We start from the raw sequence: 14,661 nt of genomic DNA on the forward strand, positions 1-14,661 counted from the left end.
ATTTATCTTTTTACCTAAGTAATTTATCTTTTTAGAAAAAATAGGTGTCTTGAAATGGAGTTTGAGATTGTCTTGTTTAACTCAAATAACCAAATTGAAAATAACATCTTTATTGTACGGTACAATTAAAAGATGGATTTACAGCTATCTACTGTTTGTAATGAAATCTTAATATTATATTGAAAAAAGAATCTAATTCAACATTGACAAAAAGTAATATCAGAATTTTCTATTTTTTCTTTAAATCAATTGAATGGTGATTCAGCATTTTTTAATTATTATGGAACATGTGACATTTGAAAGACAAGTCTTTGCCCATTAATAAAAGCGTCAAATGGTAATTTAAAATTATTTAAAGTTTTGCCATCAAGTTTAACACTCTTGGCATAAATATTTTCAGGTGAATAATTTTCGCATTCAATTGTAAAAGTATTATTATTATAAATATAATCTGAGAAATGAATTGTTATCTTTTTAAAGAGTGGGGCACCTAAGATATAGTTCTCGCTTGTTGCATCCAATGGTGGCAAAAACCCCATTGCACTATACACATACCATGCAGACATTTTTCCGTAATCGTCATTATTTGTAAGTCCTCCAGGTGTAGCCCGATATAAAGTATCCAAAATAGTTCGAACCATTTTTTGTGTCTTACTTGGAAACCCAGCTTCACTATAAAGGTAAGGGATGTAACGATCTATTCCATTGCCATGAGTGTAATTTCCAATCATCCCGGACGTATTCCGGTGGACATATTTATACGGTGTTGTAAAAAGTTCATCAAGCTTGTTAGCAAAAGCATATTTACCTCCCATAAGATTGATAAGACCAGGAATATCATGAGGGACCATCCATGTATATTGCCATGCATTCCCTTCCTTATATATTTCTCGAAGATATGATTGGGTAGGATCAAAAGGTTCCAGCCATGAGCCATCTCTTAACTTGGCCCTCATAAAACCTGTCTTTTTATCGAATATATTTTTATAATTATCAGAAAATTTCTTAAGATATTTTGCCTCTTGCTTTTCTCCCAATTCTTCTGCCATATAAGAGAGGCAATTGAAGGCATAAGCATACCCGAGGGTCCTGTTGACGCAATCATCCTCCATCGTAGTCGATTGTTCATCAGTCCTATAGTTGTATGGAATATATCCATACCTAAAAAAATCTCCATAACGTTCTACCTCGGGATTAGTCATTCGTTTATAGTATGCGTCATAGATTGTTTTAATATCTATGTCCTTCGCTCCTCTCAGATAATAACTTAAGACAGCAGGAAATTGCTCAAAGCCAATAAACCCTCTATAAAGCGTTGACCAATCATTACTATTGGCTCTGTTTACAACTCTCTCTGGTTGAAGAAGAAATAATATTTCATAGTTATCAAACCACCCCATGAACACACCAGTGTTTAAAGAACGTGCTAATGAAGTATAAAATAAAGTTCTTTGAGATTTATTGCCACCTTCAATTTCTATACGTGATAAAATATCATTCCAAGCTACTTTGCATTGATTTTTTATTTGATCAAATGACCAACTAGGTAATTCAGATTCAATGTTTTTCAATGCATCTTCTATACTTATTAACGAAATTGAAACTTTTACAAAAATCTTTTCTTTATCATCAGTTTTATAATCTACAAAAACACCAACTTGTTTTCCTTCAATATTTTCACGGCCATTATATATTTTATTTTCAAAATTATCCCACATTCCATAATCTTCGAATTTCCTACTGAACTTTATGGCAAAAAAGATTTCTTCTCCGTAATATTGGAATAAATGAGATTTATTTGCTTCTATAATCTGCTTTCCTGTGATTGTATTGTTATCTCTTATCTGAGCCAATGAAGAAATAATACGCGAATTTTTGTGGCATATACCTAAATCCAGCAAAATTTTCGAACTATCACTCTTTGGAAAGGTATAACTATGTAATGCAACATGATTTGTGGTAGTCAATTCTGCTTTGATGTCGTAGTCTTTCAAAACAACACTGTAATAATATGGTTTGGCAATCTCATTTTCGAAGTTTTTCCTGCTTCGATAACCATCTTTTGGAGAACTTAATTCGCCTGGTCTTGTATATAGCCTTCCAACAGTTGGCATAAGTAAAAGATTGTTATAAAAATTATATTCAGTGGGTAGATTAGTAAAACCCATAATTGACTCATCAGAATAACAATAACCTGCCCCACGACTATGATAAAAAACACCTTTAAAACTTGTAACTGGAGAAGGATTTATAATTCCATCCGGCATTTTTGGTCCAGGAATTTCATTTCCATACATAGCAGAATCAGGATGGACTGGATTATTCCCATTGTATTTAGCATCTTCAAACACATCAGTACCAATAAGAAAATTTACATAATCAGCAGGGCTTAAATTACTATCTTGACAATATGCGTTCTCAGTTGTGAGAATTATTAAAAGGAATAATATCAAACATAAATTTATGTATGATTGATAATTTTTTATATTCATACCTAATATTTTCTTAAGATTACTTATTTCACACTTATTATTGCAAATAGCTAGGTATAAGGAGAGAAATTTTTATTCTCTCCTTATACCTAATTTTTCAGTAATTTGGATTTTGTACTATGTTTGGATTAATTTCAATTTCGGTAGATGGAATTGGCCATAAGTACTGTTTAGTTTGATCAAATTTTCTTTGCACAAGAAATTTCACCAACCCTTTATTATACAAGGATGAAAAATCTGGCACACCATCTTCATCTATTGACGGTGTTTCCGGGAAAAACCATAGACCTTTATCTACAACTTTTTCTTTTAATTCAGCAGCATCTAAAATTCCATATATAGGCAAATTTAATACCTTTTCTGCAAGTTTCCATCTAATAATATCAGCATACCTTCTTCCTTCCCAAGCAAATTCCATACGTCTTTCCACCCTAAGAATCTTTCTTAATTCGGATTGATTTGTAGTTGTTACCGCCGGATAAAGGGATGTTTCTTCAAAGTCAGCTTTATAAGCTCTTGCCCTTACTTTGTTAATAGCATCTAATACACTTTGGTCAATTTCTCCTAATTCAATTTTAGCCTCTGCATATATCAAAAGTACATCTGCATAACGAATTACAATATTATCCGGATCTGTTTCTAAATCTAACCAGTCTTCATCAATTTTCTTTTTCCAAACCAAGGCATTATAAGAACAATATTGTTGTACCGATCTTGTATCTTGATTTTGTACATAAGCTCCCGTACTAATCTTCAAAACAGTTACAGAATCTGGATGTGGTTGATAAATGTATCCTAACCACTCTGTTCCAAATTCAGTAATTGATGCGGCACACCGAGGATCTCGATTTTTAAATGGTTCTTGGGGATTAAATAATGGAGATTCATCAATGGGTAAACCATCCGTACACAAATATGAACAGAACAAATCCCAAGATGGGCCTCCATTGCCAAAACCACCTGCATTCCTGGGTAAAGGCTCTTTCGGACGATTACCTTTATGGATCATAAGACCTAATTCTACCGATCTTGGATTTGCAAAGACTGTTTCAATCGAGTTTTTGGTTGAAGACAAAAATAATTTTTGATAGTCCGGATAAAGCTCATAAATTCCTAAGTTCATACAGGCTTCAGATGCGTCTCTTGCAATCTTATAATCTTTCATATATAGGGCAATACGAGATTTCATAGCTAGAGCTGCCCCTTTGGTAGCGAATTTATATTCGTTATTAGCATATGATTTGGGTAAATATTGAATTGCATAGTCATAATCAATATATATCGAATCTAAGATTGTTTCTTTTGCTGTCCTTGATAAAGAAAAAGCCTCGTCAACATCCATAATATTTGTGTAGTATGGTACATCCCCATACAAAAAAATTAATTTTGCATATTGCGATGCTCTAACAAATCTTGCATTTGCTGCAAACTCATTTATTTTATCATCAGTAACCTTTGATTTTGCTCTATCCAGATTGACTAATATTCTGTTAGCTGCTGCGATACACTCGTATGCATAATCCCAGGTACCGATAACATAACTAGTTTGGCTAGTAATAGTCGCAGAAGTTATATAGTCCAAAGTTGCTCGGGCAGTCCAATCATCTGTAAATTTGTCTGTCCACTGGTAAGGTTGATTTTGAGCTGAAGGATCTAGACCTGACAAACGTGTTAAATCTGCATCCCAATAAACTATATTGAACAAATTTGCTACAGCCATCTCAATTTCGCTTTCATTCGAGTACCAATTTTCACTTGAACCCTCAGACAAAGGATTTAAATCTAAGTCATTACATGAGATAATAGTGAATCCAACTATGATGTATAATATCATTTTTCGTTTCATATTTTCTTGATTTTAAAATTTTAATGAGATACCAAAAATAAAAGATGTATTAATCCAATAGTTGACTGCTTCAGGGTCCCAGCCCTCAGGGTAGTGATCTATTGAAAAAAGATCAGAAATACTTGCATATACTCGCGCATCTTGTATGTTTAATCTTTCAAGAAATAATTTTGGGATTGTATATCCCAAAGTAATATTTTTAAGGCGAAAATATGCTCCGTTGAATAGCCAGTAATCAGAGAATACATCATAATTATTAGCCCCACCAATACTTGAGACACGAGGGTAACTAGCATTAAGGTTCTGTTCATCTGTATTATACTTGCTCCAATATTTGCCTACTATGAATTGTGGTACTTCTAAATAATCATCTCTAATTGGCTCTACCATTTCTGGAGTCATCCTCGATTTTTGCTTACCTACACCTTGAAAATCCAGTGAGAAATCAAAATTTTTATACCCTAATCTGACATTGCCACCATATAAATATCTAGGAAGCGAGCCTCCTAATAATACACGATCATACTCAGACGAGATTACTCCATCAGGAACACCATCTGGTCCACTGATGTCAATATATTTAATATCTCCCGGCTTTACATTCGAATTTAATGTTGCAGAATTAGCTACATCCTGTTCCGTTTGGTACAATCCTTCCGAGAGATAACCATACCATTCATTAAATTCACTACCTTCTCTTTTAATCTTACTACCAAGGAATTCAGTACCACCTAAATCTCCCATTATGGATTTAGAATCAGAAATATTGGCAGAAACGGAATAACTTAGTTCACCTATTTTATCATTCCAGTTTAATTGCAACTCCCAGCCAGTTGTATGCATTTCCCCTGCATTTTGGTCAGGATTGTCAAGACCAATATAATTAGGTATTTCAAGTTCCAACAGCATATCTTTAGTAATCTTTTTATAAAAATCACTTGAAATTCTCAATTTGCTATTGAAAAAATTGGCATCCAATCCGAAGTTATATGATTCTGTCGTTTCCCAAGAAATATCCTCAATAGAATATTGAGATACAGCTGCTGTTTGCGCAGAAACTATTTCATTACCCTCATAAACTATTGCATTATTGAAAGCTATTGTTGATTGGTAAGGATAATAACTACCTATCCTTTCATTTCCCAAGGTACCCCATGAAAATCGTACCTTCAAAAATGACATCCAATCAATATTTTGCATAAATGACTCTTCTGAAATTGCCCATCCTGTGGAAAATGAAGGGAATAAGCCCCATCTATAATTTTTTGCAAATCTTGAAGAACCATCATATCTAGAGTTCATTTGAAGAAAATAACGGTTGTTATAATTATAAACAATACGTCCGAAAAAAGAACGATAAGCATATTCATAAGCTCCCCCACTGTTGAATTGATAATTTCCATTCCCAAGGTTCAAATATGGAAATGATGTTAAAATGAAATTATTTCGTGATGCCCCAAGCGTCTCATTTTTGTAATAATAATTTTCAAATCCGCCTAATATATTTAGATTGTGTTTATCTACAGTTTTTATATAATTACCTAATAATTGAGCAGTTATATCATAGTTGTCGTCTCTTCCTTCAACCAAATTTGTACTTGTAAGTGTTGTTATATAGCCGGCAATATCTGTTGGATTATCATAATTGGTATAAGGAGTTTGTTTTATAAAACTTTTATATTTACTATAATATAATTTAGGTGATAGAATACCGGATAGCTTTAATCCTTTAAGTGGTGAAAATTCAATAGAAACTTTGCCTCCAAATGAATTCGAATTGGTACGATTAAATCCTCCGTATTTTAGCACAGCATAAGGATTTGTCCCAGTTTTGCCGGATGAAATTCTACCATCTGACCACATAGCTGCGTATACAGGAGCAAATCCAAAATCAGGAGAAAAATTTATAGCTGGTTTTTTGTTTATCGAATATAAGCCATTTAAATCTATCGCCACTGATAGCTTATCATTTATTGTCACATCATTATTTGCCCTGAACATAATCCTGTCATAATTTTTACCATCATAAAGTGCATCCGTTTGGTCATAACCCATCGAAACTTTCGTACGGATTTTATTACTTCCCGCAGTAAGAATTAGTTTATGGCTCTTCCGAGTGGAAAATTTGTTAAGGCATAAATCTATCCAATCTGTATCTGGATAATTATCAGGATCTTCTTTATGCAATTGGGAATAGTTGTCTATTACATCTTGAGAATATATCGGAAATTCACTTCCAATATTGCCCGCATCATTCCAATTTAATTCGTTAAAGACTTGCATGTAAGTTACAGCATCGCCATATTGAACCATTCTTGTAGGTTTATCTATTCCATACTCAAAATTATAATCTAAACTTAATTGGCCTGATTTTGCACGTTTTGTAGTAACCAAAATAACACCGGCAGCAGCTCTGGATCCATAAATAGAAGCAGAAGCAGCATCTTTTAATACCGAAATGCTTTTAATATCATCAGGATTTACCCAATCTAATGTTCCAGGTATTCCATCAACAATGATCAAGGGATCATTATCACTAATTGTCGTTATGCCTCTTATTCTTATTGTACTGGATGCATCTGCAGCACCACTACTTCGCGTAACCATTAACCCAGGAACAGTTCCCTGTAAAGCTTGGGAAGTTCTTAAAGTTTTTCGTTCTGCAATTGAGGTACCATCTACTGAAGCAACTGCACCGGTCAGATCCACTTTTCTTACGGTACCATATCCAATCGCCACCACTTCTTCAATTCCAATAGCATCTTCTTCCATTATCATATTGACTGTTGTTTTTCCGGCAACTTCAACTTCTTGAGTTTTCATACCAACAAACGAGAATTGCAGCATTGCACTTTCAGGAATGCTTGATAGAGAATAAGTCCCATTGTTACCTGTTACCGTTCCCTGTGTGGTGCCTTTTACTACGACTGTTACTCCAGGAAGTGGCTGACCAGTAGAATCAGTTACCTTACCGGAAACGACTTTTTGTTGCTGATCCATTTGACCAATATGGGGCTCTGAGACTTCATTTGCTCTTGTCAAGGCAATCTGCCGATCATCAATTCTGTAAGTTATTCCGGTGTCATGAAACAACTCATTCAAAATTTTTGAGATAGTGCTATTTTCACAATCAATACTCTTTCTTTGATTTACATCGATAACTGTAGCATCATACATAAAATAAAATTCAGATTGATCTTCTATTCTGTCAAGAATTCTTACAATTGTTTCATCTCTGAAAGTCAGGTTTAAACGTTTACTTTGCCCATAAGAATCTAACGCTAACGCTTGAGTAATACTGACTGCGAGAAAGAATAATACAATCCTCATAATCCTGAATGTTTTTGATTTCCAGATTTTATATAAATCGGAAAGAGTAATACAACATTTTTTTTTCATAAATTTGTTCTGATTTGGATTAATAATTCAAGTTGATTTTGCCTCCGGGTTCGAATACAGAGGCAAAGTAAAATTAAGGAGGGAGATGTTTCAAGCATCTCCTTTTTTAATGGAAATAAGTTAAATTTTCATAAGCATTTAGTTTTGGTTTGACATTTTTATTGTTTAGTTATAATTATTTTGGGTATTTCTTCAGGATTAAGATTGTTTACAATTTCGCAATTTACAGGGCAAGAATACTCAATTAGCTTAAAAATTTGGGGATAGCTTTCGTTAATAACCGTTCCTGTAAAAATGGAATTATATACTTCCTGATCCTCCACTTCAATCTCGATATTGTACCATCTTTCGAGTTCTTCAATAACAAGTTTCATTGGATCATTTTTGAATATCAGTTTTCCATCTTTCCAAGATGTAAATTTCTTTACGTCAACCTCACTTACTTTTACATTTTTTTCTGTTATATCGTAATCGGCTTTTTCTCCTGGCTTTAATACATAATTCAACAAACATCGGTCGTGTTTTAGCACTACACTACCGGATTCAAGCACAACACTAATCTTGTCATTCACTGGATATGCATTCACATCAAACTTTGTACCCAGAACTTTCACGTTGATTTCCCCACACTGTACCACAAAAGGTTTATTTTCATTTCGTGTAATCTGGAAAAATCCCTGACCGCTTAGAATAATACTTCTGACATCATCCAAAGAATAATTATAAGACAGTGTTGTACCTGAATTTAACCAAACGATTGAACTATCGGGCAAAACTACCTTTGACCGCTGGCCGTTTTCCGTAATTACCGAGGTATATAAATCAGAACGCGATCTTGAAGGTATGTTATTTAGGTAAAAAAGGACTGAAAAACCAATTATTACGGCTAGAATTGCAGCGTAAGGAAATATCTTGATAAAGTTATTTCTTATTTGTATTGTTTTATCTCGTCGGATTCTATTTTGAATGTTTGTCAACATTTTTACTGAATCCATATCTGCCAATACATCTTCACTTTTAAAAGATTTCCATTTGGTGTCCATTACGTCAGCAATTTCATCATGTCCTTTCTCACTGTTGAACCACAGAAACAATTTTTTCAAATCATTATCATTATATGATTTGGTAAAAAATTTTCTTAGGACATGTATTTTTTGCTGACTCATTTCCTGTCGGTTTAAAAGTAATACACATAAAAAGGCATTTTCTATTACTCAGATTCAGAAAATCTTCAAAAAAAATTATTTTATGTAGAAGCCAAATGGTTATTTCTTAGTTCAGAAATAAAATAAGAAGTAGCAGGCTATACTTCTTCAGCTCGTCCTTTAAGTAAATATTTGCTTTCATCAATTGGTTATCCACTGTAATAATTGAAATATCCAATTTTTCCGCAATCTCTTTTCTGGATAAACCTTCTATTTTCCGTAAAAGAAATATTTCTTTTCTTTTGGGAGGTAATCCTTCTATAATAGTATTTATTATCTCCTTTGTTTCCTTGAAGATAATATAATCGTCCGTTCTCTCTGAAGAGATTTCTTCTAAAAAATTTAAACGATCTTCGAAAACAACCCGATTAATCTTTTTCCTGTTTAGGTTTAGAAACGCATTTTTTGCAATAGTGAAAAGGAATGAATGAAATGAATATCCATCAATAAAGTCCTCCCTTTTTTGCCAAATCTTAATGAAGGTATCCTGAACGATCTCTTCAGCATCTTCTTTTGAATGCAATAAATTAAAAAGAAAGGCATACAACTTTTTGTGATATTTTTGAAAAAGTTTCTCAAATGCCCTTGAATCGCCCTTTTTAAAATCCCTTATTAATTCTATTTCACCTTCGTTCTTGTTCAATCAGGTTAATTTTTGTTTTATTTCGATCTAGCAAATATATAATTTTTGTACATTCAATTCTTGAGTATACAAAAATAACAATCGAATATTATTAAATTTTAATATAAATATATAACAATTAGCAATATTTCACAATAGCCTTTCGTATAGTAACTTTGAAACATTTTTAAGATACAATATTTTTTTATATTAAAAATCAACATATAACTCTTTGTTATTTAACAAATGAACCGGATAAAAGAAATACTGACAGAACAGGGCCGTTCTCAAACTTGGTTGGCAGGAAAGATAGGTAAAAGCTATGTAGTTGTAACTAATTATTGTAATAATAAATCACAACCGTCATTACCAACTTTAAAAAAGATTGCAGATATTCTGGATATTGACATTAGAGAATTACTAGAATCGACAAAGGGTAATAAAAACTGATCTTATAAGATACTATTGCAATTCAAGCAATGGTGATAAAATGATAAGAGACTATTTTGAGACCACGTTGTTTTTACTATCAATTTTATCTTTTTTTATATAAATAAAGGAAAGTTCTTTAAATGTGAACTATGCGATAAACCATAAAAACACAACTTCATTAAACAGCTGATATAAAGACACTAATAAGATCAGAATACAATCCTGTCATAACAAGAACACTAAAACTTATTAACACTAAAGAATTGCTTTTAATTTCTTCATGTCCTTCGATATTTTCTCATCAACTATTTTTGCATAAACCTGAGTGGTTTTAATTGATGTATGCCCCAACATTTTAGAAACAGTTTCAATTGGAATTCCATTATTTAAAGTAACCGAAGTTGCAAACGAATGCCTGGCAACGTGCATTGTCAGATTCTTTTTGATATGACAAATATCGGCCAGTTCTTTTAAATAGCTATTCATCCGCTGATTGGTCAAAACTGGAAGCAGCAAACCTTTATTCTCGCAAACCGGATAATTTTTGTATCGTTCCAGAATTTCCTTCGGAACATCTAAAAGTGGTACCCTGCACCTGGTTGATGTTTTTGTCCTGTCTACTATTATCCAATCACCTCCATCACCTCCTTTTTGAATATGGTCCGCATTTAATTTGACAATATCAACGTAAGACAAACCGGTGTAACAGGCAAACAAAAAAATATCCCGGACAATGCTTAGCCTCTGAATGTCAATCTCTTTAGTTCTTATGATTTTTAATTCGCTAAGGGTAAGGTATTCTCTTTTCGTTTCCTGCTTTTTAACCTTGAATTTAAGGTATGGATTTTTCAAAACATAGTCCAAAGAAACAGCTATATTGAGTATCTTTTTTAGATGCTTGTGATAGCCCCAAACTGTATTTAAATTATTCCGGTACTGTTTTTTCAGAAAAGTATCGAAATCTGCAATAAATGAATAATCAACATCCAGGATATTGACATCTTCTTTTTTATATTTCTTTTTTACAAATTCCTTCAATCTGTTTTTAGAAGTTTTGTAATGCTTTAATGTTCCGGCAGAAAATCCGGTGCCAAGCTGATCAAAAATGGTTTTAATATAGTAATCGAAGAGTTCAAAAAGCGTATGAACATCAGATACTCCGGTTAACTCCGATTTTAGGTCGTTAACACTAAAATCTTCATCGATAGTTTCAAGACGATAGCAAGCATCTAAAACATTGCTATGTATCTTGCGTATCCGGTTATTAATACTTTTTACCTCAATTGATTTTCCTTCAACTTGCTGATTTGCAGTATTCCAGGTGTCCTCCCTTGCAAATAATCCAGTAGCCAACTCAATTCTTTTTCTCTTATGCGTCACTCTTACATAGATAGGGCAGTTTCCATTTTGTCTCTTCTTTGATGTTCTTAACAGAAATAAGATTGTAACTCTCATAATAATTAATTTAAAAAAACAGGTCCCGATTCGCTGGTTTTAATACATTAAAATTACATTATGAGAGGGCACAAAACAACAGCAAATAAGACCAAATCGAACTATTTAACACTAACTATTTCAAAGAGTTATGAAGCTTTTGGTGACCCTTTTTATCCTATTTAACACATAGGTCACCAAATAGTCCCTTCAAAGTTGACTAATAGTGACCCTTTTTTGCTTTTTACTAAAATAAAAAAGCACTTAAATCATTAGTTTTAAGTGCTTTTAACTAAATTTAGTTTCATTAATTGTACCCCGGACGGGATTCGAACCCATGACCTACTGCTTAGAAGGCAGTTGCTCTATCCAACTGAGCTACCGGGGCAGCCTTTTAAATTGCCGTGCAAAAGTATAAATCAATTTGCAAAAAACAAATTCAGGAACTCAAATAAATTTTATATTATGAAATTTTTGCCGCTAAAGCAAATGAATTCCATTTACCTTGCACTTTTCAATCATTTCGTCGGGCCAAATACTCGATTGAATTTCGCCAATGTGGGCTTTTCTTAAAAAGTACATACATAACCTCGACTGTCCGATTCCTCCTCCAATAGTTAAAGGCAATTCATCGTTTAACAGCTTTTTATGCCACATTAATTCTTTTCTTTCTTCCAACCCACGGTATTTTAGTTGTTGCATCAACGACTTTTTGTCGACACGAATTCCCATGGAAGAAATCTCAAAAGAACGATTTAAAACATTATTCCAGATAACGATGTCTCCGTTTAAGCCTCTGTGCCCTTCGGTGGTTGATGAAATCCAATCGTCGTAATCCGGAGCACGTCCGTCATGAATATTTCCGTCAGGAAGTTCCCCTCCAATGCCAATAACGAAAATTGCTCCATGTTTCTTTGCAGCTTCATTTTCTCTTTCAAAAGAAGTTAAATCAGGATATTCTCTTGCTAAGTCCTCTGTATGTAAAAATGTAATTTCGTCGGGAAGCTCGGGCTGGATGTCAAGATAATTTTCAGATACCAAAAACTCGGTACGTACCAGAGCCGAATAAATTCTGCGAACAACAAATTTCAAAAAATCAAGATTTCGTTCCTCTGCTGTAATTACCCGTTCCCAGTCCCACTGATCGACATACAAAGAATGTATATTCGTTAATTCTTCATCGGGTCGGATAGCATTCATGTCGGTATAGATACCAAATCCGGGTTTTATTTCCAGATCGGCGAGAGCTAATCTTTTCCACTTCGCAAGCGACTGCACAATTTCAGCAACCGTCTCGTTCAAATCTTTCATAGGAAACGAAACCGGACGTTCTATCCCGTTTAAATCGTCGTTAATACCGGTACCTTGTTTAACAAACAATGGTGCTGTCACTCTTCTTAATCTTAACTCTGAAGCAAGATTCATCTGAAAAAAATCTTTGATCTGTTTAATAGCCTGTTCGGTTTGATTCACATCCAAAACCGACTTGTAGTTTTTTGGAATAAATAAATTCATAAATCTGTCTGTTTTTGTCTCTTGTTACAAAAATATAATTTTGCTTTCAATAATTCTGATGGATTGAAAATAGGTTTACAACAAAAAAAGAAATAAAAAACACAACAAAAGTCTGCAACTTTGAACACAAATAGTTTGGTATTGACTGCATACTCCTTTTAGAGAGATACAAAATTCAGCCAGAAGCTGTTGCCCTCATATTCATCTGCGACCTTTCGGTTATCGTTAAATAAAAAGCCGGCCATTAATTCCGATATTTCCTGTTGGAGCATAATAATTCCTCCTTTTGCCAGGTCATCTCTAAAACCTTTATTCCTAATGTTCAAAACCTGATTCATCGAGATTGCGCGACCAATTACTTTTCCAAGACTTACGAGCTTGCGCTGCGGCATTTGAAAGTTGACGTTAAAATTTACCTGTTCCTTAATAAAATCTGCTGCCTGACTGGTGAGCTCAAATCCGCTTAAAAATCTGAAAAGGTTATTTTCTTTTGCTCGTTTCATAAGCTTCACCAGCCCCTCTGAAATCTGTGCATAGAGAATATCATTGGATCCCTCAAAAATTTGAAAAGGTCGGCTGTCAGACGTACCACGACCTGCAATATGATTTAATCTGTAAGCCTTTGCTCCAACCAACTGCAATAAAGACTGGGCCGCGTCCTGCATCAAGTCTGTAACAACACTTTTAACGGCATTCGCTTCCAGTCCGTGAGGCACAAGATCTACATCCAGTCCTGCTTTTTCGCTGCTATTGGCGCACATTGCAGAACAAATTGTATACGATGCCTGCAGCTTCGCTAAACGGTTCTGTACCTGATCATAACTAAATAAACTCTTCCCTCCTACAAAACGATTTTTACAGTGTGAAATTGCTTCATCAAGCATTCGTTTTATAAAGCCCATTGCCATTCCCGGAAATTGCATCCGGCTTCTGTGCAAGAGGTCCAGCATCATTTTTACTCCTGTAGTTTTAGGCTCCAGTTTTTGTTTTTCCGGAATCTTCACGTCAATGTGGTTACGGCCATAGGGAATCATATAAAGCCCAAGATTTTCAAAAATCTCCTCCACCTCAATTTTTTGTTCAGCTTTACTTACATCGCAAATAAAAAAATCGATATCGCGCAGTAAGTCTCCGGAATCAGATTGCTGACGGGCAGTTACCAGCCAAAAATCAGCCCACCCGGTTAATCCCGCCCAATGTTTTTTTCCTTTGATGTAATAATTACTTTTTTCTTCAGTGTAAAAAGTCTGCATATTCAGCGCATCGCTTCCATAGTCTGGTTCGGTAATCATCAAACCGCCCATGTTTTTTTCCTCCAAAAACCGTTTAAAAACCGATGCTTTTACCTCTTCTTTAGCATATTTTGCAACCGGTTGCAGAAACAAAGCGGAGTTAATCCCAAAAGTTAACGATAAGGCAAGAGATTCATATGAGGCGGCAGCCATCAAAGCAATATTTTCATGCATTAGCCCGCCACGTCCACCATATTCCCTAGGAATGCCAACCGACAATGGATTTGCGGACATTATCTCCTGAAATGCTCCCTCCGGAAGTCCTCGTTTTATACTTAAACTATTGATGTCATTTTTATCATAAAAAGCACTTTTCATTTTTACTTTCAGGGTGTCAATAAACTCTGATAAAGGCGGAACTTTAGTTTGTTCCTGTGTTGACGCACTATGTTCTGAATTTATTAGTCGGGTCATAAATGGTTTG

General features: G+C 34.2%; 9 protein-coding genes and 1 tRNA gene. 1 reads left to right on the plus strand and 9 read right to left on the minus strand.

All coding sequences use genetic code 11. The annotated features are described in order from the left end of the window. Positions 1 to 278: 278 nt before the first annotated feature. From GM418_RS30305 to GM418_RS30325, 5 genes are all read right to left on the minus strand, one after another. A complete protein-coding gene (locus GM418_RS30305) occupies positions 279 to 2,492 on the minus strand; it encodes a GH92 family glycosyl hydrolase (RefSeq protein WP_158871999.1) in 2,214 nt (737 codons plus the stop codon). 97 nt (positions 2,493 to 2,589) lie between these two features. Further along, a complete protein-coding gene (locus GM418_RS30310; RefSeq protein WP_158872001.1) occupies positions 2,590 to 4,338 on the minus strand; it encodes a RagB/SusD family nutrient uptake outer membrane protein in 1,749 nt (582 codons plus the stop codon). Positions 4,339 to 4,350: 12 nt separating this feature from the next. After that, positions 4,351 to 7,668 (minus strand): TonB-dependent receptor, encoded by a 3,318-nt coding sequence (locus tag GM418_RS30315; protein ID WP_158872003.1) that lies wholly within the window; start codon positions 7,666 to 7,668, stop codon positions 4,351 to 4,353. A 227-nt stretch (positions 7,669 to 7,895) separates the two neighbouring features. Beyond that, a complete protein-coding gene (locus GM418_RS30320; RefSeq protein WP_158872005.1) occupies positions 7,896 to 8,903 on the minus strand; it encodes a FecR family protein in 1,008 nt (335 codons plus the stop codon). A gap of 106 nt (positions 8,904 to 9,009) precedes the next feature. Continuing rightward, on the minus strand, positions 9,010 to 9,585 hold the full coding sequence (locus GM418_RS30325) for an RNA polymerase sigma factor (RefSeq protein WP_158872007.1): 576 nt from the start codon (positions 9,583 to 9,585) through the stop codon (positions 9,010 to 9,012). Between the two features lie 225 nt (positions 9,586 to 9,810). Between GM418_RS30325 and GM418_RS30330 the strand changes: the two genes are divergently transcribed. Beyond that, positions 9,811 to 10,014, plus strand: a complete 204-nt coding sequence (locus GM418_RS30330) for a helix-turn-helix transcriptional regulator (RefSeq protein ID WP_158872009.1) — start codon at positions 9,811 to 9,813, stop codon at positions 10,012 to 10,014. 237 nt (positions 10,015 to 10,251) lie between these two features. Here the strand turns inward: GM418_RS30330 and GM418_RS30335 are convergent, their stop codons facing one another. The 4 genes from GM418_RS30335 to GM418_RS30350 all read right to left on the minus strand — a co-directional run bounded on the left by GM418_RS30335 (position 10,252) and on the right by GM418_RS30350 (position 14,651). Beyond that, positions 10,252 to 11,451 (minus strand): site-specific integrase, encoded by a 1,200-nt coding sequence (locus GM418_RS30335; RefSeq protein WP_158872011.1) that lies wholly within the window; start codon positions 11,449 to 11,451, stop codon positions 10,252 to 10,254. Positions 11,452 to 11,744: 293 nt separating this feature from the next. Next, a tRNA-Arg gene (locus GM418_RS30340) sits at positions 11,745 to 11,818 on the minus strand. A 92-nt stretch (positions 11,819 to 11,910) separates the two neighbouring features. Continuing rightward, positions 11,911 to 12,945 carry an aspartate--ammonia ligase gene (gene asnA / locus GM418_RS30345; protein ID WP_158872013.1) on the minus strand — a complete coding sequence of 345 codons (1,035 nt, stop codon included), beginning with the start codon at positions 12,943 to 12,945 and terminating at the stop codon, positions 11,911 to 11,913. A gap of 158 nt (positions 12,946 to 13,103) precedes the next feature. After that, positions 13,104 to 14,651 (minus strand): acyl-CoA dehydrogenase family protein, encoded by a 1,548-nt coding sequence (locus tag GM418_RS30350; RefSeq protein WP_158872015.1) that lies wholly within the window; start codon positions 14,649 to 14,651, stop codon positions 13,104 to 13,106. Positions 14,652 to 14,661: the final 10 nt, after the last annotated feature.

Source organism: Maribellus comscasis, from assembly GCF_009762775.1.
GTDB lineage: Bacteria > Bacteroidota > Bacteroidia > Bacteroidales > Prolixibacteraceae > Draconibacterium > Draconibacterium comscasis.